This is a genomic window from Streptacidiphilus sp. P02-A3a (assembly GCF_014084105.1).
GTDB lineage: Bacteria > Actinomycetota > Actinomycetes > Streptomycetales > Streptomycetaceae > Streptacidiphilus.
This window is the reverse complement of the sequence record NZ_CP048289.1, coordinates 2,445,184-2,468,025: the sequence shown is the minus strand read 5'-3', so window position 1 is coordinate 2,468,025 and position 22,842 is coordinate 2,445,184. Positions and strand designations below refer to the sequence as shown.

The following is a 22,842-nucleotide window of genomic DNA, read 5'->3' as shown; positions in this document are numbered from 1 at the left end:
CGCGGCATGACGGGGAAATTGCGCTGTCAGATCCGGTAGTCCTCGTGGGGTGTGGCCCTGTCCCACACGGCCCCGAAAGCGTCGGCACAGCGCTTCACGACCTGTGGGTCGTCATTCAACTGGTGCTCCAGGAAAGCACCGTCGCCGGAGAACAGGCCGAACCGTGCCACCTGGTCATCAAAGATCCACAGGTCATTTCCCGATAGCAGCAGATCTGACGCCCGGTGTCTCGGCAGCCATCGGACCGACTCACCCGCCGCGACGTTCTGGAAGGTGCACGAGTGCTCGTATCGGATGTAGTCCGTCAGTGGCTCGGAGACGACACGCGCCCGCCGGAACTCAACCCCCCTGGCAACAGCGTCAGATACCAGCGTGAGGAACGGTGACCACCAGGATTCCCGGTCGGCGTGGTCGTGGCGACGTCCGGCCTTCCACGCTGCGAAGTCAGCATCCTCTTCGGCCACGCCGTACACGTCGCGCATCTCCAGATGCACTGCGGAGCGTCGGCAGTCGGCCAGCATCTCAGCGAACTACGGCACCTTCTGGGACATCACAAGCCTCCCTGACCGCAGCCACCCTACGGAACGGAAGCCGGATGGCCGCTTCGCCTTCCGAATACCCTGCTTCCAACTCAGGACCAGACCTCTTCGCGAGCATGATCCGCCCAGACCGTCGGGCAGTTCTCCCCATTGGTGTTCGGGTCCCTGGAGCTCGTAACACGATCATGGTGCGGCTTTCTTGAGGCGTCGCCAGCAGATGATGGTACGGCCCAGGGAGACCAGGGCTTCGTGGAAGTTGAGGCGGCGTTCCCAGCGGTTGGCGAGGCGTTGGACTGGTGCAGGAGGCCGAAGGTCTGCTTAAGACGCAGCAGAGCTTGCCCAGGCCGTGGATGTCGGGGTGTCCACGGCGGGAGATGACGGGCAGGATCCCGCGGTGCCGCAGAGCCCGACGGGCGGCCTGACTGTCGTAGCCCTTGTCGCCCGGGAGGGCGTCGGGGCCCTTGTGGGGGTGGCCGAGGTGGCCGGCGACGGGGGCGGCGTCGACTAGGGCCAGGGTCTGGGTGATGCCGTTGACGTTGGCCGCGGTGGTGATGACCATGAGCGGGGTGCCGTTGCCGTCGCAGATACAGGTGGTGTTTGCTACCGCTCTTGCGGTGGTCGACAGGCGACGGACCCGTCGCGGGCCCCCTTTTTCGCGCGCACGAGGGAGGTGTCCACGCACGCGCGGCTCCAGTCCAGTTCACCGGTCGCGTTCAGCTGTGACAGGAGTATGCGGTGCAGCTGGTCTAAGACGCTGGCGTCCTGTCAGCGCCCCAGCCTACGCCAGCAGGTCTGCCCGGAGCCGAAGCCAAGCTCCAACGGCAGCTGCTGCCAGGTGATCCCAATGTAGAGCACCAACAGCACGCCCCGCAGACAGAGCCGGTCTGGCACCGGCCGGGGCCGGGCGAGCACTCCGGCCAGGGCGGCAGCACCGGCTCGATCAGTGCCCACAACTCGTCGTCCACGACCCACTGCTTGACGCTCACACCCTCACGAACGACGCAGCGTCATAGCGGTTACAGCTGGACAGCGTCGCACCTCAAGATCTCGTTACGAACTTTGCGGCGTCCCGCCGGTTGTCGGCCACGTCGGCCACCCCCGCAAGCGCCCCGACGCCCTCCCGGCTGACAAGGGCTACGACAGTCAGGCCGTGCACCGGGCGGCCCCGCCGCATCGCGGCACCATGCCCGTCATCTCACACCGCAGCCACCCCGACATCCACGGCCTGGGCAAGCTCCGCTACGTGGTAGAGCAGACCTCCGTCCTGCTCTACCAGTTCAAGCGCCTCGCTGTGCTGGAAACGCTGATGACGAGCGGTGGTGGGACCCCGCTGCACTCGCAGCCCACGTCAGCCTGACAGAGGTAGCCACCGACAGTGCCCTGGCTCAGTTCGGCAGCTCTCGCCAAATATGATAATTCAGAACATTTGGAATAATGTATCAGAATTAACCGTGCAGGGATTTTGGCATTCGCCCACCAATCCTTACGTTCGGCCATACACCGACTCCGCCAGTTTCACTCGACTTGGAGGTGCAATAGATAAATACATCACAATATACGCGAGAAATTTAATTGTGCTCGAATTTATTCCTCGTTGATGATGGCAGTCCTGCTCATTATCGGGTTGGCTCCCGGCACAGCATCGGCAAGTGTCGTCCAAGCGAAGCACGTGTCTCTCTACAGTGGACCACTAGGAAGTGCGGCGGTGCTCAATTCGCATCTTACCGAGATGCGCGCCGGAGCCGACAGCGGATTGCTTGGCCTGCAGAAGGCCCAGGGGTGCCGAAGAAGAATAAGGCAAAGGGGGCGGCTGAGCAGCAATGGGTTAATTCGATCAAGAGCCAGGGTAGCTATTCACATGGGGTGGCGAGCGGGTTCGTCTCGCCCGGGCTCCGGCTCATGGGCTTGGTAACGGTCGAGGTTCCGGATCGTTGAGGATGTTGTGGATATCGGGCTGGAGGCGCTGGATCGCGGCGAGTTGGTCGCCGCGCTGGCCACTGCCCTTGCCCGGATCGAGGAGCTAACTGCTCGCGTCGCCGAACTCCAGGACCGGTTGAACCGGGACTCCTCGAACTCCTCCCAGCCTCCGTCCGCGGACGGCCCGTATCGCAAGCCGCCACCGAAGGCGTCGGCGATGCGAAGGAAGTCCGGGCGCAAGCCGGGCAAGCAGCACGGCGACCCCGGGGCCACCCGCTGCCAGGTCGCTGATCCGGACGAGGTGATCGAGTGCCCGCCACCGGAGTGCGGCAACTGCGGGACCGAACTGGCCGACGCCACAGTGTTCAGGGTATCCAAGCGGCAGGTGTTCGAGGTGGCCGCGCCTCCGCCGCCCCTGGTCACCGAGTACTGGGTGATCTCCAAGACCTGCCCGTGCTGCGGGACGGTGACCGTCGGGTCGGCACCTTCGGGCGCGGGTGACCGAGTGCAGTGGGGTCCGGGAGTGAAGGCCCGGGCGGTGCTCACCGTGATGGCCCATCACCTGCCTTTCGGTCGCGCGAAGCGGCTGCTGCGTGACCTGGCCGGCATCGACTGCTCGACCGGCTGGCTCGTCAACGTTCGCCGCCAGGCCGCCGCCGCTCTGGAGCCGTTCATGGCCCACATCCAGAAGATCCTGCACCGGGCCCGGCTCCTGCACGTGGACGAGACCACCGCGCGCGCCGCCGCGAAGCTCGCATACCTGCACGTGGCCCGCGACGACAAGTTCACCGCCATGCACACCGGGGGACGCGGCGTCGCCGACATCGACGCCGGGAAGATCCTCGACGGCTTCGCCGGGATCCTGGTCCGCGACGGCTACGGCGGCTACACCCACCTCGTCGACGCCGTCCACGTCTGGTGCGGTGCCCACACGCTTCGGGACCTCAAGGCCGTCCACGATGCCGACCCCGGCCACCAGCAGGGTGCCGAGGCGATGGCCAACACCCTGGTCCTCGCCCTGAAGGCAACCCACGAAGCCCGCCGGGCCGGCCTCGAGGCGCTCTCGGAAGTGGAACTCACCGAGATCCGCTGCCGCTACGCGGGCGCGATCGCGGCAATGCGCTCGGACAACACCCCTGGCAGTACGCCGCTCCAGCAAAGGGGCCTGACCCTGGCAGCCCGCTTCGACAAGCACCGCGACATGATCCTGGCCTTCATCCACGACCTGACGATCCCCTTCACCAACAACGCAGCCGAGTTGGAAGTAAGAGGGGCGAAGATCCGCCAGCGAGTCTCCGGGTACTGGCGAACCCTGGCCGGAATCGCCGACTTCGCCGTCATCTGGTCATACCTGTCCACCGCCGCGAAACACAACATCGACCACCTCGACGCCCTCGTCCAACTGTTCGCCGGTGGACCCTGGCTGCCGCCGAATCCCGAAAATCTGACGACAACCACGAGAGGAGCCGCCGATCCGATCTGACCGAGGTCTGTCATCCGTAGCTGCGGCTGACCACATCAGGGAGGATCCCAGTCCGGTCCCACTCTTGAAAGATTGCGGCTGCCACCACAACAAACCTTCCTCGAATTGCGGGATCTGGGTTCTCTACGTTTCCAACGCTCCTGTTAATCGACATATCGCCAATTGGTTTCCCGTCGGCGTCACAGGGGCGGATCGCTTCTGTATCTACATTGACGATGACGTGCCCGCTTGAGCCATCGTCTCTTTCCCATGAATATATGATACTACTGCCCGCCAAGGGCCTCTTGGCAATCCTGACCGAAGATCCCACGACATCACCTCCTTGAAATCCCTACCCTCGGAAGGGTATACCGTCCGCCTCGGGTCCGAACTCATCCCAGGTGAAACCAGCATCAAGAGTGGCCTGATGAGCCATCACATAGTTCTGGTTTCCATTGTCAGACATCCAGGTGTCCGCGTACTGATCTGAGTGCTCCAGTGCGTACGGAGTTGTGTGCGCCACCGACCCGTGTCAGCGAAGTCGCTTTCATGGCCCGTTCCGCTCACCGTAGTCTCGTGCCGTGGTCGACGAACATGGGGCACCCGACGCCTTCAAGAACCGATGCACGAATGCGGCGTGCACGTTGGAGTCCTGCATCAGCTACTTCATCGAGCGCATCTCGTTGGACGAGTCCAACGAGGACCGCAAGGAGAACACGCTGGACGTGTGGCTGCGCAAGGGGCCGTGGAAGCCCGATGTGGTGGTCTCGCTGTCCAATCTCTACTCGGTTCACCCGTGGGGAACCCGAACTGGCCCCCATCTTTATTGACGGGATCTCCCTGATCCACCTACCGAAGTTGCCGTTGCCCTGGCCCACCGAGGCGCTCGGCCGACTCGATCGCTCCGAGGGCCTGCCCGAACTGGTCTGGTTGAGGATCACCGGACCGATCGAAGTCGACGCTGTGGCCACGACTGTGACCGTCTACCAGGCTCAGAGCGACGACGCGGCCTCTGCGCTCCAGTGACAGCCCGCAGCTGTTCGACGGCTCCGGCAGCAACCGAAATTTGAAGACTGATCAACCGCTCAGGCGACATCGGCCTCCCGCTCGATAGCTTGGAGGCGGTTCTTGAGGCGGTAGCTGTTGCCGTTGATCGCGATGACTTCGCAGTGGTGCAGGAGCCGGTCGAGGATGGCCGTGGCCAGAACCTCGTCACCGAACACCTGTCCCCACTCACTGAAGGTCTTGTTCGAGGTCAGGATGATCGAGCCCTTTTCGTAGCGCTTGGAGATCACCTGGAAGACCAGGTTCGCCTCGGCTCGTTCCAGGGGCTGGTAGCCCACTTCATCGACCACGAGGACGCTGGGCCGCAGGTAGGTGCGGAGCTTGCTGGTCAGCTGGCCGGTGGCCTCGGCGGTCTTGAGGTGGCGGACCATGTCGTCGAGGCTGGTGAAGTAGATCGAGTAGCCGGCCCGGCAGGCGGCGACCGCGAGGGCAACGGCAATGTGGGTCTTGCCGACCCCGGGCGGGCCCAGCAGAGCGGCGTTGGCCTTGGCCTCGACGAAGGAGAGGGTCGCCAGGTCCTTGACCTTGCGCGGGTCGAGCTCGGGCTGGAACGAGAAGTCGTAGTCGTCCATCGTCTTGTGGTGCGGCAGCTTCGACAGCCGCAGTCCCTGGCGGAACCGCCGGTCGTCGCGGACCGCGAGTTCCTCGGACAGGACCAGGTCGAGGAAGTCGACGTAGCCCATCTTCGCCTCGTCCGCCCGCTTGGCGTACTCGTTCAGGCTCTCCACGAGGTGGGGCAGGCCGAGCTTGCCGGCCATGGTGCGGATGCGGTTGCTGACCAGTTCGCTCAACAGGGTTCCTCTGCGCTCGGGTGGGTGGTGAACGGGCGGGTGCCGGTCAGCTCGTCGTAGACGGACAGCGGTCGCCGGCCCACCTCGACGCGGGCAGCGGCGGCCCGACTGAGCAGTGCCCGCAGCGGACCGTCCTCCTCGCGCAGGGCGAGGCCGCGGCGGGGCCGGGGGTCGTCACCGGTCGTGGTGCGGCGGCCCTCCCCGGTGGGCAGGCCGTCCCAGTGGCGCTCGTCGACGATGCGGGCACCACGTCCCACCGCCCTGGAGTGCACGGCCAGCAGGGTGCCGCCAGTGGTGTCGGGGACAGTGGAATGGAGTATGACCTGGAACTTCGTGACCCGGACCTCGACCAGTTGGCGCGGGCGGACCTTGCGGGCGGGCACCGAGTAGAGGTTGGCGTCGAAGGCGACCAGGCAATCCTTGCCGACATGCCGCAGGTGCCGCTGCGCGACCACATAGGGTGCGCGGGGCAGCGGCCGCAAGGCCACGTGGTCGCGGATCGCGCGCAGGCCGATGACCTCGCCGTGGGTACCGTGCACCCGCGCGCGCCGGACCGGCACCCACGCGGTGAACGCGGCGTCGAGTTCCTCGGTCGAGGAGAACGCCCGGCCGGCCAGGACGTGGTCGCGCACGATGGCCACCTGCCGCTCGACCCGGCCCTTGCCCTGGGGGTGGTAGGCGGCGAGCACGTCGATGTCGAAGTCGTAGTGCCCGGCGAACGCCACCGCCTCCGGGTGGAGCGGGACAGCTTCGCCCGGGGCGACGTGTCGGCGGACCACGGTCTTGGTGCGGTCGTAGACGATGCTCATCGGCACTCCGCCGAAGTGCGCGAACGCCTGGCGGTGGCAGTCGAAGAACGTCGCCAGGTCCTGGCTGGTGGTGAAGCAGCAGAAGGGGTCCCGTGAGTACGACAGCGTCATGTGGAATGAGTAGACCTTCGGGATGCCGACGTGGGCCAGGATCCGTCCCTCGTCGCCCCAGTCGACCTGGGCCTGGGCGCCCGGCACGACCTCGAACCGGCGGTGCAGGCCCGCCAGCTCGCCGGGGTTGATACCGAGCTCCCCGGCGATCCGGGGCCGGGCCTCCTGCAAGTAGATCTTGACCCGTTGGTAGTTGATGGCGAACCCGTACTCCTGGGCCAGTCGCTCGTGGATCACCGCTCCCTTGAGCAGGATCTCGGACCGCAGCATCGCGTCGATCAGCGGAGCGACCTCATCCACCGCCCGTTGCCTGGGCAAGGCGCCGGACTCCCGTTGCGGTGGCGCGGCCGGGACCTCACCCGACAAGTACTTGGCGACCGTGCGGCGATTGAGCCCGGTCTCCTTCGCGATCTGCCGCTGGCTCATCGCGCCCGACTCGTACAGGGCGCGAAATCGCCTCAACTCCAACCAGCGATGTGGGTCCAAGACCACGGCCAGCCGCCCCTCTGCCACCCGAACGGACAACAGCAGACTCGCGGACACCACCCCGCCACCGCATCACTTCTGGAGCACAATCACCCGTACGAGGTGGCGCATGTTCGCTCGTACGCCGACACCAGGATGACTCATAGAGCTCATGACTTAGAAGCTCAAAGTCGGTGGAGTGCGGAATGCCATCCTGGAGCCTTTCCCAGGCGCGCGCGATTCTGGGGTTTGCATCGAATCGCATGGTTCCCACATCAAGCTCATGCTCTTCGGTGAACACGTGATTGTAGATCTGTTCGATATCGCCTGATGAGAATCCTTGAGGAGCGGCAGTGGCCGCAACCGATTCCAGTTGTGGATCAGAGCGGATTCTTCCATACGCGTGATCCGCCCAATCTGTCTCAAAGTCGATCTCACTTCGCGGCGTGCGGAACGAAGATCCGCCCGTCTGAGCTACGTCTCCATCTGAAGAGCTACGCCGGCACCTATACGTTCGTCATCGACCTCGGAAGCAACAAGACCATCAACGAGATCGACAGCGATTGGTTCCAGGCGCTGAGCGACGATGTGTTCCTTCCGGCGAGCGTGACGTATTCAGTGTCCAGTGATGACAGCAGCTTCACGCAGGTTGCCAGCATCACTGAGCCCTACGTTAGTGCTGACATGCAGGCCAAGACTTACAGGGCCATCGCTCTCAATACGGCAGGACGCTACGTTAAGGTGACTGTCGATGGGGGAACCGCCTGGAGCATGGTCGATGAAGTTGCTGTGATGGGCCAGTAGAACTCGTGCGGGACGGGTGGGGTGCGAGTTCCCCGCCCGTCCCCTTTGCCGGAGCGTTGAATAGGATAGGGGAAGGCCATGAATAACTCTCAGAAGATCGGATCAGTGCGTGGCGTCACTACCATCACCTATGGATTTCTCTATTTTCAGGAGGCTTACGGAAATCTCGTTGATTGGTCTGACGATCCATTGATGGAGGGGAAGAAAGTAATTACTTCCGGGTACCTCTCCGAAGGCGACGGATATTTGAGAGTCGAAAGCGCTGGCCATACCCTGCTTGCAGAGGTAGAAATCCAAGCATGGGATAGGGAGCCGCCTCTCGAATTGACTGAATGGGAAATCAGTGCCGACGCGTTCCTGAAACTCCGCAGTGGATTTATTATCGCCTATGGGATGGACGGGGAGGCGATTGGTGAAGATCTCGTCATAGGACCCGCAGGTGCGATTTCAAATGTGAGAGTCTACTGCCGAGGGCGGCAACGGCTCAGGGAAATCCATGATGACTTCGACTTCGATGAGATTCAGGAAGAATACTTGGCTCAGTTCTGGCCCGCTCCCTGAGACCGTGTTTGAGATCTTGCGTGCCCTGCGATCAGGGTGATCGTTGAGCCTCATGTGGCTGGTAGGGGCTATCCGTCGGATCTGACGGATGAACAGTGGGATTTGGTTGAACCGTTGCTGCCTCCGGCACGGGTGGGGCCGAAAGGCGGGCGGCGGGAGAAGCACCCACGACTCCGGATCGTGGACGCGATCTTCTACGTAGTGCGGACAGGCTGCTCCTGGCGGCAGTTGCCGAAGGACTTCGCGCCGTGGCCCACGGTGTACTGGTACTTCTCCTGGTGGCACGACGACGGCACGGTCCGGCGGATCCATGACGCCCTCCGGGACCAGGCCCGTGAGGCCGACGGCCGCGACGCCGAGCCCAGCGCCGCGCTGATCGACTCGCAGTCGATCCGGACCGCTGACACCGTCCCGGTCGCCACCAGGGGATTCGACGCCGGCAAGAAGGTGAAGGGCCGTAAGCGCTTCATCATCACGGACACCCTCGGTCTGCTGCTGGCGGTCCACGTTGTGGCGGCCAACATCCAGGACCGCGACGGTGCCAAGCACCCGCTGCTGTGGACTCGCCACGACCACCCCGGAGTCCGGATGATCTGGGCCGACCAGGGCTTCGCCGGCCGCTTGGCCGACTGGACCGCGCAGACCCTCGGCCGCGAACTGGAGATCGTCCGAAAGGACCCGGGCCAGCGCGGCTTCCAGATTCAGTCGAAGCGGTGGGCGGTGGAGCGCACGTTCTCGTGGCTTACCGCCCACCGGCGACTGGCCCGGGACTATGAAGCCAGCCCAGCCCGAGCGGAGACCATGATCAGATGGGCGATGATCGGCGTTATGGTCCGCCGACTCACCCGCGGCCGCCCCGCCACACGGCCGGGCCGCAGGCCGCTGACCCGAACTTCGGCGTGACGCAGAGGACCACCTCAGTCCAGTTCGCCCTCATCCTCAAGGAGCAACGTCAGCATCGCTTCCAGTTCCTCGTCGCCGAGCTGCGGAACGGCCCAGTGGTTGCCGCGCGCGTGGGCGACGAACACCGGTTCAAGCTAGACATGGTAGCGCCGCACGCAGTGAGCCAGATCGGACCACCACACCCGCTTGCCATCGGTGAGCAAATGCAGCCCACCGATGGCTGTTGCCCCTCTCGCGGGGATCCGTCAGCTGCCGCGCGAAGCTCTGGGCACGTGGGAGCGGTCGTGGGACCATCGCCTGTGGGCTTTGACAAAAAGCAGACCCGGGGTCTCGCGCTGATCTTCTTCGGGCCGTGGGTCGGGATGCTGCTTTCCTGGTGTGGCATCATCGCGCTGGCCGTTCTGATCGGCGTGTGGCCGAACAACCGCATCCCGCAGGTCCTCCTCGCCGCCTGGGCGCTGGCCGCAGCGGTGACGGGGGCACGCATGTGGCGGCGGAACGAGCCGGACGACAGGTGGATCCAGATCGCGCTGGCCCCCCTCGGGGCGCTGTTGTGGGCAGGCGCCCGCTGCTGGCACGCCTGGAAAGCCCTGCGGCACTGACCCGACCCCCGAAAGCGCCCCGTTCCCGCCCAGGGCGAACGCTGTCTGATGCGGCACTAGATCTCAAACGCGTTCTGAGGGACGTCCGAGCAACCACTGAAACGGGCGGCGGCAGCCCACTGGCCAGCGAGTTGGATGCACGCACCCGAACTCCCCGACGCCTCCGTGCGCCGGGGACCGCTGCCCCGGACCCACGGCGAGGGTCCGGGGCAGCGGCGTGCCATGACGCTACCCGACGTCCGAGGGATCGCGCCCTCGTCGGCAACCCGTGCCACGGCGTCGCCTTCGGCGGCGTGGTCAGGCGGCGGAGCGGACCATCAATCGAAGGAACTCCAGCGGAAGGGTGATCCCCTCACCTTCCAACCGGGCCAGGAACGTGCGGACCGCTTCCGCGTCGTAGGCATCGTGGCCGACATCCATCGGCCCGATCCGGGCGTCCAGCGCCAAGGCTCCCGCGAGCGCCTTGGCGTCCGCGCCGGTGATGTCGCACAGCTGCGTCAGTGCGTCCAGGAACGTGGCCTTCGTGGCCAGGAAAGCCGCACGCCCTGCCTCGTTCAGTTCGTCTTGGGTGATGGTCACCCGGCCAGTCTCGCACGCCTTTCCCGGACCTTCCGGACGGCCCGGGAAGGGCAGCATCACACGGTGACTACACGGCCGGCTGCGAGCCCACGTCGATGCCCGGGCACGGAGCCGCCGGTTTGCAGTCCGAGCTGTTGCAGCTGGCTCCCTCGGCCATGAACCACACCGAGCGGTCCGAGCATCACCCGTAAGGAAAGCTGCTGACTGTTCCCGAGCCGCTGCCCCGGACTCTCGGGCGAGGGGGCGGGGCGGCGGCGTGAGCGTTGGCGGTCAGCGGGACACCCGCTATCGGCGGGCGATCCAGGCCTGTGCGGCGGAGCGGGCGAGTTGGTAGCAGGTGCGTTCGCAGGCGGCGTCGTTGCCGAAGACGCGGAGGTGGTGCGTGTGCAGCAGGGACGCGAGGGCGGCGTCCAGGCCGGTCTCACCTTGCGCGTCGAGGCGCTGGCGGTAGGCGTGGACGGCGAAGAAGCGTGGTAGCCACGTCTGCTCCACGGCCGGGCCTGCGGCGGTAGCCCGCAGGGCGCTGAAGTAGTGCTCCGGCGAGGCGAGTTGGAGGGCCTGGTCATGGATGTCACGGCCGACCGGCGCCGCGTCGGTCCGGTCGAGGTGATCGTTCACCCAGTGCACCGCCGTATCGGCGTCCCCCATGAAGTCGATGACCAGGTTCAGCAGACTGGCCGCGGTGACCACCTGCTGATGCAGGCCGCTCCTCAACTCGGCGACGGCGGCACGGGAGTCGGCGGCGAACACCTCCTCGGCCGCAGCCAGCTCGGCCTCCGGGGAGCAGGTACCCCACTGCACATGTTCGACCAGACCCAGACGATGCAGGTCCTCGGCCCTGCCAGTGACGCGTTCGACCAGGCCGGTGAGCCGGCCGAGCCGGGGCACCCGGACGCGCAGTCGCAGGTGGTCATCGGGATCGCAGCAGCGGTCGAACCACCACTGTGCCCAGCGGCCGGTCCGGCTTTCCCACAGGCCCGACAGGTGACCGGTCAGGATCTCGGTCTGCCGCTCAGGAGGCCCGTACAGCTTCACCCACAGCCACTGATCCAGGGGCGGTGCAGGAGCGAGGGGCGCCACCGCCAAGCCGGACGGCTTCGGGGCCCTGAGTTGCCGACTCATCGGGACAAGGCTCATCGAACTCCTTCAGTCGGATCGACGCAGGGAGCACGCACCGCCGTCCGGACCAGCTGGGAGAGAGTCCTGGTCAGCGCGTTCCTGCTCGCTCAACGGTGAGGCATCGACAGCAAGCTGAGCAACGGAATCGCCGCAGAATACTCAGCGCAGGCACATTGGTATATGCCGAGATTGGCACAAATACCTGCGCGGGCCGCACACCTCATGTAACACTGCGCACACAGCGTAGCGAGTTGTGCACGGAGAGCCAAAGGAGGGGCGCTGTGGCTGCGAAGCTCGGAACAACCGGAAGGCGACTGGAACTCGGTCTCCAGCTACGAGGCCTGCGGGAGAAGACCGGCCTGACCCGCAAGCAGGCGATCGTGGGGCTGAAGATCTCCGAGGCCACGCTCGCGCGGATCGAGGCCGGGAGCCTCAGCTTCCGCAATGTCGGCGACCTGCGAAAACTGCTGGAGAAGTACGAAGTCACCGACGAGGAGACGATCGACGCCATCATCGAGCGGAACCGCGAGGTCCCCGCGCAGGACTGGCTGACGCAGTACCGCGGGGTCATGCCGCCCGGGATGCCGAACTTCGTCGGCCTGGAGACCGAGGCCCGGCAGATCAGAGCCTTCGAGCCGAGTGTGGTCCACGGACTGCTCCAGACCGAGGGCTACGCGCGGACGCTGTTCGAAATGGCGCGGGCCGTTGAGGACACGACGATGGACTTCGTCAACCGCAGCGTCGACCTGCGCATGGAGCGCAAGGACGTGCTCACCAGAGATCCGGACCCGCTGAATCTCCGGGTGATCCTCGGCGAGGCTGCCCTACGCTATGCCGTGGGAGGTCCGGACGTGATGCTCGGTCAGTACGCGGAGATCGCCAGGCTTTCCGCGCTGCCCAACCTCACGATCCAGGTGCTCCCGACAGCCAGCAGGGGCTACCGCTCCCGCAGTGACTTCAGCATTCTTGACCTGGGTGAGAAGCTGCCGCGAATCATCCAGGTGGACACCGCCTGGGGCGCCGTGTCGACATCGGACAAGCGTCATGAAGTCGACCGGTTCAACCGGCGGTTCGACGCCATGACGGCCTCGGCGCTCCCGCCCGAGGACACCCCAGAGTTCATGCACCGACTAGAACGAGAGCTGACGGACCATTAACACTCACATCACGGCACCCGAACTGGCCCCCGAGAGCGACTGGTACAAGTCCTCCTACAGCGGGGACACCGGCAACAACTGCATCGAACTCGCCCGGCAGACGACCCGGCCCGGAGCCGTCGCGGTCCGCGACTCCAAGGACAAGGGCGGCCCCGCGCTGGTCCTGACCCCGACCGCCTGGACCACCTTCGTCACCGCCGTCCGCGACGGCGAATTCGGCACCACCCCGACCGCCTAGCACCAGCAGCACCACACGTGGTCCCCGGCCCGTCCGTCGGGGACCACACCAAAGCGACCACCGTCAACCGGGGGGAAGGACACGGCTCATGAGCACTGCCCCCGACCGCAAGGACAAGCCAGGAACACCAGGACTGCGTGGAACTCACCGATCTGCCCGGCGGTGGCGTCGCCGTCCGCGACTCGAAGAACCCCGACCGGGGCGACCTGCGGTACACCGCCGCCGAGTGGGCCGCCTTCCGGAGCGCCGTCGTTCAGGGAATGCTTTGAGCAACATCCAAGCCGCCGACGAGAGGTGACGGAACATGAGCACTCACATCACGGCACCCGAACTGGCACCCGAGAGCGACTGGTACAAGTCCTCCTACAGCGGGGACACCGGCAACAGCTGCGTGGAACTCGCCCGGCGGACGACCCGGCCCGGAGCCGTCGCGGTCCGCGACTCCAAGGACAAGGGCGGCCCCGCGCTGGTCCTGACCCCGGCCGCCTGGACCTCCTTCGTCACCGCCGTCCGCGACGGCGAATTCGGCACCACCCCGACCGCCTAGCACCAGCAGCACCACACGTGGTCCCCGGCCCGTCCGTCGGGGACCACACCAAAGCGACCACCGTCAACCGGGGGGAAGGACACGGCTCATGAGCACTGCCCCCGACCGCAAGGACAAGCCAGGAGCAGCAGGACTGCGTGGAGATCACCGATCTGCCCGGCGGTGGCGTCGCCGTCCGCGACTCGAAGAACCCCGACCGGGGCGACCTGCGCTACACCGCAACCGAACGGGCCGCGTTCCGCAGCGCCCTCGTTCAGGGCATCCTCTGAGCAACAGCCCGTGCACTGACGAGAGATGACGGAACATGAGCGCGCTTGGTCGTCGTCGTGCGCTTCTGCTCCCCCGACAGGTTCACCATGGACGGCAGTGTGAGTGAAGTGGCCGACCTCACGCCCAAACGTCAGCACGTCGTTCACTCGCCCAGGTGACGTGCCTCAGAACCACCAACACGGCGAACTGCGGTGCGGTAAGCGCAACCTTGGGTCCGGCCGAGCTGATCGGGGTGACCCGGTAGCGGCACAGCTCGCCGCCGACCTACCCTCGCGCTATGACGACAACCGAAGCGAAGAAGCCGCCCCCGCGTCCGCCCTCCAAGCCGCCACCGGGGCGTCCCCCCAGCGGGCCTGCACCGGACAAGAACCCGCCCTTCCCCCCGAATCCTCCGCAACCGAAGACCTGAACCGTGCACGTCGAACACATCGACTGGAACCAGCTCCCCGACCAGGCCCGCATGGCGGTACAGGACCGGATCGGAGCAACGTACGAGAAAACGGAGATGGCCACGGGCGAAAGCTCCGGAATCGCCACTCTGCTCTTCCTCCCGGACGGCGCGAAGGTCTTCGTCAAGGGCCTGCCTGTCGAACACGAGCGGGCCGGGGAACTGGACAGAGAGGTTAGGGTCAACCCCTGTCTGCCCGACTATGCCCCCAAACTGCTGTGGCACCTGGAGGCGGGCGGCTGGCGGCTCCTGGGCTTCGAGGGCGTCACCGCCACCCCGTGGGCGGACTTCACAGCCGACGGCGGCCACCTGGAGCCGGTGGCGGCGGTACTGCGCAGGTTGAGTACTCACCCGGCACCGGACGTCGGGCTGATGACGGCCTGGGAGAGGTGGGGGCCCTACTGCGACCCCGGGGCCGAGCCGCTGCTGACCGGCGAGTGCCTCCTGCACACCGACCCAGCGGCGACGAACTTCCTCATCAGCGACCGGGCGTGGCTGGTCGACTGGGCATGGGCGGCACGGGGGCCGGGATGGATCGACGCGGCCCTGTGGGGATTCCGGCTCGTCCTGGACGGCAGGCAGACCCCGCAGCGCGCGGCACGGTGGGCCTCGACCATTCCCGCTTTCGCCGACGCGCCCCGTGAGGGGGTCCGCGTGCTCGCCGAGGCAGAGGCACGGTCGTGGGAGGACTGGAAGGCGTACGGCGTGGCGGGAATCGAAGCGATCGTCGACGCCGCCCGCCGATGGGCCGACTTCTGGGCCTGACGGCCCCGTCGCCTCTGCCCAGTCTGCTCCTGGACATCGACCGCGCAGAGCCACGGGAATGCCCGAGGAGGCCGTCCCCGTCGGGGTCGGCCTCCGGGCGGTCAGGGCGGGGCGGGTCAGAAGATCTTCATGGCGTCGAGTTCCACGCCGCCCGGGTGGTTCGGGAAGGTGAAGTAGGTGTACTTGCCGACCGGGGTGCTGGGCTGCCAGTTGTTGTCCGACTCGTACTGCACGACGTTGTTGCCCGTGGAGAACGCGTCGAGCCAGCAGGGGCCGCCGGTGCACTGCCCCGCCGCCGGGAACGAGTAGGTTCCGGCGTTGGCGAAGCAGATCTCCTCGGCGCGCGGGCTTTGGTTTTCCTGGTGGAACCAGACCTGCAGGTAGTCACTGCTGTTGCAGAGGACGGCGTCGATGGCCGGTTTGGCGGTCGCCGCCGACGCGAGTCCGGCGGGCGTGACGGCCAGGCCGACGGTCGCCAGGACGGCGACGAGAGCGGCCATGATCTTGTTCTTCAGATGCGACACAGGGTCTCCCTCAAGTCCGGTACGAACGCGATGCCGTTGCCTCAGAAGATCTTCATGGCGTCGAGATCCACGCCGCCCGGGTGGTTCGGGAAGCCGAAGTAGGTGTACTTCCCGACCGGGGTGCTGGGCTGCCAGTTGTTGTCCGACTCGTACTGCACGACGTTGTTGCCCGTGGAGAACGCGTCGAGCCAACAGGGGCCGCCGCTGCACTGCGGATACTGGAACGTGTAGGTTCCGGCGTTGGCGAAGCAGATCTCCTCGGCGCGCGGGTTCTCGTACTCCTGGTGGAACCAGACCTGTAGGTAGTCACTGCTGTTGCAGGGGACGGTACTGATGGCCGGTTTGGCGGTCGCCGCCGACGCGGATCCGGCGGGGATGACGGTCAGCCCGACGGTCGCCAAGCCGGCGACGAGAGCGGACGCGATCTTGTTCTTCAGGTGTGCCACGGGGTCTCCCTCTGGTCCGGCACGACGCGATGCCGTCCTCGGACGTACGCGGCCGGACAAGCACCGGCCACCGGTCGCGCGAGGATCGGTCTGCCGAGGGGTCCGCGTAGCGCCCTACCGACGATCACACTGTGCGTCTACGGAGTATCCCGTGTCCATTCGACCGCGCCGCATGGGCTAATGCCCGAGGCTCTGTCACCTCGGGCGCTCGGCCCCGCGACCGCGAGGGGGGGTTCCTCAGGCCGTGGGCTCGGCTCCGGGTGGGAGCAGGGCGCGGACCTGGAGGGGGTTGATGTCGCGGGCGGTGAGGACCTCGCGGACGACGCCGTCCCGGATCAGCAGGCCGAGCAGCAGGTGCTCGGTGCCGACCCGCTTGCAGCCGAGGTCCAGCGCCTGCCGCAGGGCGGTCTCCAGGACGCGCTTGGACTCCGGACGCCAGGGCAGGCGCGGCGCGGTGGGGGTGGCGGAGCCGCCGCGCTTCCAGCGGCTGCGGATGGCGGGCGGGGCGGCGACCGGCTCCTGGAGCGCGCCCTCGCCCCAGATCTGCTCGACCCGGTCGACGATCTCGTCCACCTCGATGCCCAGGCCGCGCAGCGCCTCCGCCTCGGCCCGGCCGATGCCGCCGCGGCGGCGGAACTCCCGGCACTCGTCCAGTACCGCGCGGTGCTGGTCCCGGCCGAGGCCGCAGCCGGTCAGCAGGGCGACGCCGGTGCAGTCGCGCTGGGCCAGTATCGCGGCCAGGATGTGCTCCTCGCCGACGGCGGGGGCGCCCTCCGTCCGGGCGATGCCGTGGGCGGACCTGGTGGCCCTCCGGGCCGCGTCGGTGAATCGTTCCATCATGGTCATCGCCCCCCGTGCTTCTTGTGTACGGCCTGTCGGCTGACGCCCAGTTCGGCGCCGATCTCCTGCCAGGACCAGCCCTGCGCGCGGGCGCTGCGGACCTGGAGCGCTTCCAGTTGTTCGAGCAGGCGGCGCAGGGCCGCCACCGCGCGCAGGCCGGTCCGGGGGTCGCGTCCGCCGGCGGCCGCGGCGAGTGTGGTCGCTTCGGTCATAACGTCAACCTACGTTGACGAACGCCGGTCGTCAACCGCCGTTGACGGGAGGCGGCCCCGTCCGGACCGGCATACCAGCCGGTATGTTGGGCGGCACGAGCATCGACGGCGAGGCGAGGAGCGGCAATGCGGGCGGTACAGATCACCGAGTTCGGCGGGCCCGAGGTACTGCGGCTGGTGGAGCTGCCCGATCCGGTGGCCAAGCCGGGCCAGCTGCTGATCGAGGTGGACGCGGTCGGCGTCAACTACGCGGACACCCACTCGGTGGAGGACTCCTACCTGTCCCGCTCCACGCTGCCGCTGGTACCCGGCGGCGAGGTGGCCGGGCGGACCGCCGACGGGCGGCGGGTGGTGGCGCTGACCGCCTCCGGCGGCTACGCGGAACGCGCGGTGGCCTGGGCGAACATGGCGCACGAGCTGCCGGACGAGGTCTCCGACGGCGCGGCGCTGGCGCTGGTCGTGCAGGGGCTGACCGCCTGGAACCTGCTGCGGACCTCGGCCCGGCTGGCGCCCGGCGAGACCGTGGTGGTGCACGCGGCGGCCGGGGGTACCGGCTCGCTGGCGGTGCAGCTGGCGAAGCGGTTCGGCGCCGGGCGGGTGATCGCCACCGCCTCGACCGAGGAGAAGCGCCGACTGGCCCTGGAACTGGGTGCGGACGCGGCCGTGGCGGCGGACGGCGAGGGCCTGAAGGAGCGGCTGCTGGAGGCCAACGGCGGGCACCGGGTCGACGTGGTGCTGGAGATGACCGGCGGTCCGGTGTTCGACGCCTCGCTGGCCGCGCTGGCCCCGTTCGGGCGGCTGGTGGCGTACGGCATGGCCTCGCGGACCGCCCCCGAGCCGGTCGCGGCGGCGAGCCTGATGGCGCACTCGCGGGCGGTGGTCGGCTTCTGGCTGATGCACGTGGTGGGCCGCCCCGAGCTGCACGCGAAGCCGATGGCCGAGCTGCTGGAACTGGTGGCGCGCGGCGAGCTGCGGACGCTGACCGGCGAGGCCTACCCGATGTCGGAGGCGGCGCGGGCGCACCAGGACCTGCGGGCCCGGCGGACCACCGGCAAGCTGGTGCTCGACCCGCGCCGCTGACGGTCGCGCGGGTGAGGTCCGGTAGGCGGTGGTGACCGGGGTGGACCTCCCCAGGTAACCCCGGTCACCGCCACCGGCTCAGTGCGGTCACGCGTTGCTGGACAGTCGGTCAGTCCAGCAACGGGTAACCGGGCAGGGTCAGGAAGTCGATGAACTCCTCGGCCAGGGCGACCTGTTCGAAGAGTTCCGCGGCCGCCTCCCAGCGTCCGGCCGCGTACGCCGCCTCGCCCAGTTCGGCGCGCAGCTCGGCGAGTTCGGTGGCGACCAGTCGGCGGACCAGGTCCGGGGTGACCTTGGCGCCGTCGTCCAGCACGACGTCGTTGTGGATCCACTGCCAGATCTGCGAGCGGGAGATCTCGGCGGTGGCCGCGTCCTCCATCATGTTGAAGATGCCGACCGCGCCCAGGCCGCGCAGCCAGGCCTCGATGTAGCGGACGCCGACCTGGACCGCGTTGTGCAGCCCGGCTGCGGTGCAGCTGCCGCCCGCGCCCGCGACGTCCAGCAGGTCGGCGGCGGTGGTCGCGGCGGCGGCCGGGTCGACCGGGCGGTCCTTCTGGTGCGGACGGTCGCCGAGCACCGCGTCGAAGGAGGCCCCGCAGACCGGGACCAGGTCCGGGTGGGCCACCCAGGAGCCGTCGAAGCCGCTGCCCGCCTCGCGCTCCTTGTCGGCGGTGACCTTCTCCAGCGCGGCGGCGTTGACCGCCGGGTCGCGGCGGGAGGGGATGAACGCGGCCATGCCGCCGATGGCGTGGGCTCCGCGCCGATGGCAGGTGGCGACCAGCAGTTCGGCGTACGCGCGCATGAACGGCGAGGTCATGCCCACGGAGTTGCGGTCCGGCAGCACGTAACGCGGGCCGGCGTCACGGAAGTTCTTGATGACCGAGAACAGGTAGTCCCAGCGCCCGGCGTTCAACCCGGCGGCGTGGTCGCGCAGTTCGTAGAGGATCTCGTCCATCTCGAAGGCGGCGGTGACCGTCTCGATCAGCACCGTGGCGCGGATGGTGCCGTGCGGGATGCCGAGGGCCTGCTGGGCGTGGGTGAAGACCTCGTTCCAGAGCCGGGCCTCCAGGTGGCTCTCGGTCTTCGGGAGGTAGAAGTACGGGCCCGAGTTGGGGTCCTCGGCGCCGCGGGCCAGCAGCCGGGCGGCGTTGTGGAAGAAGTACAGGCCGAAGTCGAAGAAGGCCCCGGCCAGCGGCTCGCCGTCGACCAGCAGGTGCGCCTCGTCCAGGTGCCAGCCGCGCGGGCGGACCACGACGGTGGCCAGTTCGGCGTCGGGGCGCAGCGCGTAGGACTTGCCCTCGGGGGTGCTGAAGTCGATCCGCCGCTCGAAGGCGTCGATCAGGTTGACCTGTCCCTCGGCCAGGTTGCGCCAGGTGGGGGAGGTGGCGTCCTCGAAGTCGGCGAGCCACACCTTGGCGCCGGAGTTGAGGGCGTTGACGACCATCTTGCGGTCGGTCGGGCCGGTGATCTCCACCCGGCGGTCCTGGAGCGCGCGCGGGGCGGGGGCGACGGTCCAGTCACCGGCGCGGACGGCGGCGGTGTCCGGGTTGAAGTCCAGGGTGCCGGTCTCGGCGATACGCCGGCGGCGCTGGTGGCGCAGGGCGAGCAGTTCACGGCGGCGGGGTTCGAAGCGGCGGTGCAGACCGGCGAGGAAGTCCAGCGCCTCGCGGGTCAGGACCTCCTCGCCCCGGTCGACCGGGATTCCGGTGACGGTGACGGTGGACAGGGCTGAGTCCTGTGGTCCGGCCATGGTCCTAAGCTCCTTCAAGCGGTGGACGACGGTAGAGCGGCGGATGATCGAAACAGTCGTCGCAACCGCCGTGCTTCTGTAAGGTGGAGGCTAGTTTCCGCGATGCAGAAATTCAACACTTTGTTGATGTTGTTCGCGGCACACCGTACACCTCCGCAGAGGAAGGCAAATCCCGTGGTCGCACCCCCCGCCTCGCTGGACGCCACGGCGGCCGACCGCTCCGGCGGCGTGCAGTCCGTCGAGCGCGCCTTCCACCTGCTGGAGGCGCTGGCCGACTCCGGTGGCGTGAGCACGCTGAGCGACCTGGCCACGGCCTCCGGACTGCCGATGCCGACCATCCACCGGCTGATCCGCACCCTGGTCCAGCAGGGGTACGTCCGGCAGGACACCGCCCGCCGCTACACGCTGGGGCCCCGGCTGATCCGGCTCGGCGAGACCGCCGGGCGACTGCTGGGCAGTTGGGCCCGCCCGTATCTGGCCGAGCTGATGGAGGCCACCGGCGAGACCGCGAACCTCGCGGTGCTGGAGGCAGGCGAGGTGGTGTACGTCGGACAGGTCCCATCGCGGCACTCCATGCGGATGTTCACCGAGGTCGGGCGGCGGGTGCAGCCGCACTGCACCGCTGTCGGCAAGGTACTGCTCGCGCAACTCCCGCGCCAGGAGGCAGCGGCGGTACTCGGCCCGGGCCCGCTGGCCGCGCACACCGTGCACACGCTGACCGCGCCCTCGCACCTGCTGGCGCAGTTCGACGGGGTCAAGGAGGCCGGGTACGCGGTCGACGACCAGGAGCAGGAGATCGGCGTCCGCTGCATCGCGGTGGTGGTCCCCGGCGCGCCCACACCGACCGCCCTGTCGGTCTCCGGTCCCGAGGCCCGGGTGCGGGCACTGGAGGCGCGGACCACCCGCGGCGGGCTGATCCCGGAGATGCAGGAGATCGCCACCCGGCTCGGCCAGGCGCTGGCCAGCAGCGGCTGACGATCAGTCAACTGTCGTACCGCCCAAGGCCCGGCCTCCAGAGCCCAAGGAACTGACGGGACGTCAATCGGCGCGCGGACGGCCGCGGGTCTGCCAGTCGGCCCAGGCCTCGGCGGTGTCGATGTCGTCCGGGACGCCGACGTCGCCGCACTCGACCAGGTCCAGTTCGGCGGCGTGCGCGCGCAGCAGCGCCCGGGCGCCGCTGTCGCCGACCGCGCCCGCCGCGGCCTCCGCCCAGTGCCCGGCGCCGATCAGCACCGGGTGCGCCCGCCGCCCCCGGTAGGCCGCCGCCGCCAGCGCCGATCCGCGCCGGTGCGCGTCCAGCAGCCGGGCGACCGCACCGGCGGTGACCCCCGGGGTGTCCACCAGCGCCACCAGCGCCGCCGAGGCGGCCGGGGGCAGCGCGGCCAGGCCCGCGCGCAGCGAGGAGCCCATCCCCGACCGCCAGTCCGGATTGCGTACCAGCAGGCAGCCGTCCAGGTCGGCCCGGGCGGCGACCTCGTCCGCCGCCGCACCCAGGACCACCAGCACCCGGGCGCAGCCGCCGGTGCGCAGCACCGACACCGCGTGCTCCACCAGCGGCCGACCCCGGTACGGCAGCAGCGCCTTGGGGCCGAGGCCCAGGCGGCGGCCCTCGCCCGCGGCGAGGAGCAGGGCGACGGGCGCGGTTTCCGGTGGCTGCATCCGTCCAGTGTGGCCGGGCGCGCCGCCGGAGGGACCTGGAGGAAGCCACAGCATGGCCGCCGCTTGGAGGAACGCACAGTCGGGCCGTCCGGTCGACCGGGGTTCACCGGGGGTTCGCCCGCTGGACCCCGACCCGCGGCGACGGTTCTACTGGGCGGCATGCACCCCTCCCCGCTCCAGGACCGCTTCGGCCGCATCCACACCGACCTGCGGGTTTCCCTCACGGACCGGTGCAATCTGCGCTGCACGTACTGCATGCCGGAGCAGGGCCTGGCCTGGCTGCCCAAGCCGCAGCTGCTGACCGACGACGAAGTGCTGCGGCTGGTCCGGATCGGCACCGAGCGGCTGGGCATCCGCTCGGTCCGGCTGACCGGCGGTGAGCCGCTGCTGCGGCGCGGGCTGCCCGGTCTGCTGGCCCGGATGGCCGCGCTGCCGTCCGCGCCGGAGCTGTCGCTGACCACCAACGGCGTCGGCCTGGCCCGCGTTGCCCCGGCGCTGGCCGGGGCCGGACTGCACCGGGTCAACGTCAGCCTGGACACCCTGCGCCGCGACCGCTACCAGGAGCTCACCCGCCGCGACCGGCTGCCGGACGTGCTGCTCGGACTCGCCGCCGCGCAGGCCGCCGGGCTCGCCCCGGTGAAGGTCAACGCGGTCCCGGTGCGCGGGGTGAACGAGGACGAGATCCCGGAGCTGGCCGCCTTCGCGGTGGCCCACGGCTACCGGATGCGGTTCATCGAGTCGATGCCGCTGGACGCCCAAGGGGCCTGGGAGCGGGAGCGGATGGTGCCCGCCGAGGAGATCCTGGAGCGGCTGCGCGAGCGCTTCGCGCTGGAGCCGGTCCCGCGCCGGGGCAGCGCCCCGGCCGAGGAGTGGCGGGTGGTCGGCACCGGGGCGGTGATCGGCGTGATCGCCAGCGTCACCCGTCCGTTCTGCGGCGGCTGCGACCGGGTCCGGCTGACCGCCGACGGGCAGTTGCGCAACTGCCTGTTCGCGACCGAGGAGTCGGACCTGCGGGCGCTGCTGCGGGCCGGCGCGGACGACCCGGCGGTCGAGGCCGCCTGGCGGGCGAGCGTGGCGGGCAAGGGCCCGGGGCACGACATCGGCGGCGCCGGGTTCCGGCGTCCGGACCGGCCGATGTCCGCGATCGGCGGCTGACGCCGCCACCCGGAGCGGGGCGCG

Annotated in this window: 28 protein-coding genes and 1 pseudogene; 17 read left to right on the top strand and 12 right to left on the bottom strand. The window is 68.3% G+C overall.

Going from position 1 to position 22,842, the window contains the following annotated elements; genetic code table 11:
* Nucleotides 1-26 precede the first annotated feature (26 nt).
* Nucleotides 27-482, bottom strand: coding sequence for a DUF6879 family protein (locus tag GXP74_RS11080; protein ID WP_370468410.1), 456 nt, complete (start codon nucleotides 480-482; stop codon nucleotides 27-29).
* A 240-nt stretch (nucleotides 483-722) separates the two neighbouring features.
* Nucleotides 723-1,525 (bottom strand): annotated as a pseudogene (locus GXP74_RS11075) (IS5 family transposase).
* 197 nt (nucleotides 1,526-1,722) lie between these two features.
* Between GXP74_RS11075 and GXP74_RS11070 the strand changes: the two are divergent.
* The 4 genes from GXP74_RS11070 to GXP74_RS11055 all read left to right on the top strand — a co-directional run bounded on the left by GXP74_RS11070 (nucleotide 1,723) and on the right by GXP74_RS11055 (nucleotide 4,944).
* On the top strand, nucleotides 1,723-1,896 hold the full coding sequence (locus GXP74_RS11070; protein WP_182451315.1) for a hypothetical protein: 174 nt from the start codon (nucleotides 1,723-1,725) through the stop codon (nucleotides 1,894-1,896).
* Nucleotides 1,897-2,481: 585 nt separating this feature from the next.
* Nucleotides 2,482-3,939, top strand: coding sequence for an IS66 family transposase (locus tag GXP74_RS11065; protein ID WP_182451314.1), 1,458 nt, complete (start codon nucleotides 2,482-2,484; stop codon nucleotides 3,937-3,939).
* Nucleotides 3,940-4,499: 560 nt separating this feature from the next.
* Entirely contained in the window at nucleotides 4,500-4,748 is a 249-nt protein-coding gene (locus tag GXP74_RS11060; RefSeq protein ID WP_182449776.1) for a hypothetical protein, read from the top strand.
* 34 nt (nucleotides 4,749-4,782) lie between these two features.
* Nucleotides 4,783-4,944, top strand: coding sequence for a hypothetical protein (locus tag GXP74_RS11055; RefSeq protein ID WP_182449777.1), 162 nt, complete (start codon nucleotides 4,783-4,785; stop codon nucleotides 4,942-4,944).
* Between the two features lie 59 nt (nucleotides 4,945-5,003).
* Here the strand turns inward: GXP74_RS11055 and istB are convergent, their stop codons facing one another.
* Together istB and istA are read right to left on the bottom strand one after the other, a co-directional pair.
* Entirely contained in the window at nucleotides 5,004-5,774 is a 771-nt protein-coding gene (gene istB / locus GXP74_RS11050; RefSeq protein ID WP_182449778.1) for an IS21-like element helper ATPase IstB, read from the bottom strand.
* A complete protein-coding gene (istA, locus tag GXP74_RS11045) occupies nucleotides 5,771-7,186 on the bottom strand; it encodes an IS21 family transposase (RefSeq protein WP_182451313.1) in 1,416 nt (471 codons plus the stop codon). The genes istB and istA overlap by 4 nt, the downstream gene beginning before the upstream one ends.
* 303 nt (nucleotides 7,187-7,489) lie before the next feature.
* Here istA and GXP74_RS11040 point away from each other — a divergent pair, with 303 nt between their 5' ends.
* From GXP74_RS11040 to GXP74_RS11025, 4 genes are all read left to right on the top strand, one after another.
* Nucleotides 7,490-7,963, top strand: coding sequence for a discoidin domain-containing protein (locus tag GXP74_RS11040; protein WP_182451312.1), 474 nt, complete (start codon nucleotides 7,490-7,492; stop codon nucleotides 7,961-7,963).
* Nucleotides 7,964-8,041: 78 nt separating this feature from the next.
* Nucleotides 8,042-8,524, top strand: coding sequence for a hypothetical protein (locus GXP74_RS11035; protein ID WP_182451311.1), 483 nt, complete (start codon nucleotides 8,042-8,044; stop codon nucleotides 8,522-8,524).
* Between the two features lie 54 nt (nucleotides 8,525-8,578).
* Complete coding sequence (locus tag GXP74_RS11030) at nucleotides 8,579-9,427, top strand: IS5 family transposase (protein ID WP_182451310.1); 849 nt, start codon at nucleotides 8,579-8,581, stop codon at nucleotides 9,425-9,427.
* Between the two features lie 299 nt (nucleotides 9,428-9,726).
* Nucleotides 9,727-10,029 (top strand): hypothetical protein, encoded by a 303-nt coding sequence (locus GXP74_RS11025; protein ID WP_182451309.1) that lies wholly within the window; start codon nucleotides 9,727-9,729, stop codon nucleotides 10,027-10,029.
* A gap of 297 nt (nucleotides 10,030-10,326) precedes the next feature.
* On the opposite strand, the gene GXP74_RS11020 is transcribed toward GXP74_RS11025, so the two are convergent.
* Complete coding sequence (locus GXP74_RS11020) at nucleotides 10,327-10,608, bottom strand: hypothetical protein (RefSeq protein ID WP_182451308.1); 282 nt, start codon at nucleotides 10,606-10,608, stop codon at nucleotides 10,327-10,329.
* A gap of 285 nt (nucleotides 10,609-10,893) precedes the next feature.
* The gene (locus GXP74_RS11015; RefSeq protein WP_182451307.1) at nucleotides 10,894-11,745 is read right to left on the bottom strand and encodes a thiopeptide-type bacteriocin biosynthesis protein; all 852 of its coding nucleotides are present in this window, start codon (nucleotides 11,743-11,745) and stop codon (nucleotides 10,894-10,896) included.
* Between the two features lie 263 nt (nucleotides 11,746-12,008).
* Here GXP74_RS11015 and GXP74_RS11010 point away from each other — a divergent pair, with 263 nt between their 5' ends.
* The 6 genes from GXP74_RS11010 to GXP74_RS10985 all read left to right on the top strand — a co-directional run bounded on the left by GXP74_RS11010 (nucleotide 12,009) and on the right by GXP74_RS10985 (nucleotide 15,152).
* Nucleotides 12,009-12,884 (top strand): helix-turn-helix transcriptional regulator, encoded by an 876-nt coding sequence (locus GXP74_RS11010; protein ID WP_182451306.1) that lies wholly within the window; start codon nucleotides 12,009-12,011, stop codon nucleotides 12,882-12,884.
* Nucleotides 12,880-13,122, top strand: a complete 243-nt coding sequence (locus tag GXP74_RS11005; protein ID WP_182456366.1) for a DUF397 domain-containing protein — start codon at nucleotides 12,880-12,882, stop codon at nucleotides 13,120-13,122. Before GXP74_RS11010 ends, GXP74_RS11005 begins: the two co-directional genes overlap by 5 nt.
* Nucleotides 13,123-13,217: 95 nt before the next feature.
* Nucleotides 13,218-13,391 (top strand): DUF397 domain-containing protein, encoded by a 174-nt coding sequence (locus tag GXP74_RS11000; RefSeq protein ID WP_182456365.1) that lies wholly within the window; start codon nucleotides 13,218-13,220, stop codon nucleotides 13,389-13,391.
* 35 nt (nucleotides 13,392-13,426) lie between these two features.
* The gene (locus tag GXP74_RS10995; protein WP_182451305.1) at nucleotides 13,427-13,669 is read left to right on the top strand and encodes a DUF397 domain-containing protein; all 243 of its coding nucleotides are present in this window, start codon (nucleotides 13,427-13,429) and stop codon (nucleotides 13,667-13,669) included.
* A gap of 95 nt (nucleotides 13,670-13,764) precedes the next feature.
* Nucleotides 13,765-13,938: a DUF397 domain-containing protein gene (locus GXP74_RS10990; protein ID WP_182456364.1), complete on the top strand. Its 174-nt coding sequence runs from the start codon at nucleotides 13,765-13,767 to the stop codon at nucleotides 13,936-13,938.
* A 413-nt stretch (nucleotides 13,939-14,351) separates the two neighbouring features.
* Nucleotides 14,352-15,152 (top strand): aminoglycoside phosphotransferase, encoded by an 801-nt coding sequence (locus GXP74_RS10985; protein ID WP_182451304.1) that lies wholly within the window; start codon nucleotides 14,352-14,354, stop codon nucleotides 15,150-15,152.
* A 116-nt stretch (nucleotides 15,153-15,268) separates the two neighbouring features.
* Here GXP74_RS10985 and GXP74_RS10980 read toward each other — a convergent pair whose 3' ends face one another.
* The 4 genes from GXP74_RS10980 to GXP74_RS10965 all read right to left on the bottom strand — a co-directional run bounded on the left by GXP74_RS10980 (nucleotide 15,269) and on the right by GXP74_RS10965 (nucleotide 17,174).
* A complete protein-coding gene (locus tag GXP74_RS10980; protein ID WP_182451303.1) occupies nucleotides 15,269-15,676 on the bottom strand; it encodes a beta/gamma crystallin domain-containing protein in 408 nt (135 codons plus the stop codon).
* A 41-nt stretch (nucleotides 15,677-15,717) separates the two neighbouring features.
* Nucleotides 15,718-16,122: a beta/gamma crystallin domain-containing protein gene (locus GXP74_RS10975; RefSeq protein WP_182451302.1), complete on the bottom strand. Its 405-nt coding sequence runs from the start codon at nucleotides 16,120-16,122 to the stop codon at nucleotides 15,718-15,720.
* A 237-nt stretch (nucleotides 16,123-16,359) separates the two neighbouring features.
* Entirely contained in the window at nucleotides 16,360-16,968 is a 609-nt protein-coding gene (locus tag GXP74_RS10970) for a Clp protease N-terminal domain-containing protein (RefSeq protein ID WP_182451301.1), read from the bottom strand.
* Complete coding sequence (locus GXP74_RS10965) at nucleotides 16,965-17,174, bottom strand: helix-turn-helix domain-containing protein (RefSeq protein WP_182451300.1); 210 nt, start codon at nucleotides 17,172-17,174, stop codon at nucleotides 16,965-16,967. Before GXP74_RS10965 ends, GXP74_RS10970 begins: the two co-directional genes overlap by 4 nt.
* A gap of 126 nt (nucleotides 17,175-17,300) precedes the next feature.
* On the opposite strand from GXP74_RS10965, the gene GXP74_RS10960 reads away from it, so the two are divergent.
* Entirely contained in the window at nucleotides 17,301-18,254 is a 954-nt protein-coding gene (locus GXP74_RS10960) for a zinc-binding dehydrogenase (RefSeq protein WP_182451299.1), read from the top strand.
* A gap of 109 nt (nucleotides 18,255-18,363) precedes the next feature.
* Here GXP74_RS10960 and aceB read toward each other — a convergent pair whose 3' ends face one another.
* Nucleotides 18,364-20,004, bottom strand: coding sequence for a malate synthase A (gene aceB, locus GXP74_RS10955; protein WP_182451298.1), 1,641 nt, complete (start codon nucleotides 20,002-20,004; stop codon nucleotides 18,364-18,366).
* Nucleotides 20,005-20,130: 126 nt separating this feature from the next.
* Here aceB and GXP74_RS10950 point away from each other — a divergent pair, with 126 nt between their 5' ends.
* Complete coding sequence (locus GXP74_RS10950) at nucleotides 20,131-20,979, top strand: IclR family transcriptional regulator (protein ID WP_182451297.1); 849 nt, start codon at nucleotides 20,131-20,133, stop codon at nucleotides 20,977-20,979.
* A gap of 63 nt (nucleotides 20,980-21,042) precedes the next feature.
* On the opposite strand, the gene GXP74_RS10945 is transcribed toward GXP74_RS10950, so the two are convergent.
* Complete coding sequence (locus GXP74_RS10945) at nucleotides 21,043-21,663, bottom strand: NTP transferase domain-containing protein (RefSeq protein WP_182451296.1); 621 nt, start codon at nucleotides 21,661-21,663, stop codon at nucleotides 21,043-21,045.
* 159 nt (nucleotides 21,664-21,822) lie between these two features.
* Here GXP74_RS10945 and moaA point away from each other — a divergent pair, with 159 nt between their 5' ends.
* Entirely contained in the window at nucleotides 21,823-22,818 is a 996-nt protein-coding gene (gene moaA / locus GXP74_RS10940; protein WP_182451295.1) for a GTP 3',8-cyclase MoaA, read from the top strand.
* The last annotated feature ends 24 nt before the right edge of the window (nucleotides 22,819-22,842 follow it).

Excerpts from the sequence above, each read along its gene's own strand:
- GXP74_RS10965 (WP_182451300.1), bottom strand. The coding sequence starts at position 17,174 with ATGACCGAAGCGACCACACTCGCCGCGGCCGCCGGCGGACGCGACCCC.
- GXP74_RS11040 (WP_182451312.1), top strand. The coding sequence starts at position 7,490 with ATGAGAATCCTTGAGGAGCGGCAGTGGCCGCAACCGATTCCAGTTGTG.
- GXP74_RS11035 (WP_182451311.1), top strand. The coding sequence starts at position 8,042 with ATGAATAACTCTCAGAAGATCGGATCAGTGCGTGGCGTCACTACCATC.
- aceB (WP_182451298.1), bottom strand. The coding sequence starts at position 20,004 with ATGGCCGGACCACAGGACTCAGCCCTGTCCACCGTCACCGTCACCGGA.
- GXP74_RS10970 (WP_182451301.1), bottom strand. The coding sequence starts at position 16,968 with ATGACCATGATGGAACGATTCACCGACGCGGCCCGGAGGGCCACCAGG.
- GXP74_RS10960 (WP_182451299.1), top strand. The coding sequence starts at position 17,301 with ATGCGGGCGGTACAGATCACCGAGTTCGGCGGGCCCGAGGTACTGCGG.
- GXP74_RS10950 (WP_182451297.1), top strand. The coding sequence starts at position 20,131 with ATGTTGTTCGCGGCACACCGTACACCTCCGCAGAGGAAGGCAAATCCC.
- GXP74_RS10995 (WP_182451305.1), top strand. The coding sequence starts at position 13,427 with ATGAGCACTCACATCACGGCACCCGAACTGGCACCCGAGAGCGACTGG.
- moaA (WP_182451295.1), top strand. The coding sequence starts at position 21,823 with ATGCACCCCTCCCCGCTCCAGGACCGCTTCGGCCGCATCCACACCGAC.
- GXP74_RS10945 (WP_182451296.1), bottom strand. The coding sequence starts at position 21,663 with ATGCAGCCACCGGAAACCGCGCCCGTCGCCCTGCTCCTCGCCGCGGGC.
- GXP74_RS11070 (WP_182451315.1), top strand. The coding sequence starts at position 1,723 with ATGCCCGTCATCTCACACCGCAGCCACCCCGACATCCACGGCCTGGGC.
- GXP74_RS11080 (WP_370468410.1), bottom strand. The coding sequence starts at position 482 with ATGCGCGACGTGTACGGCGTGGCCGAAGAGGATGCTGACTTCGCAGCG.
- GXP74_RS11015 (WP_182451307.1), bottom strand. The coding sequence starts at position 11,745 with ATGAGCCTTGTCCCGATGAGTCGGCAACTCAGGGCCCCGAAGCCGTCC.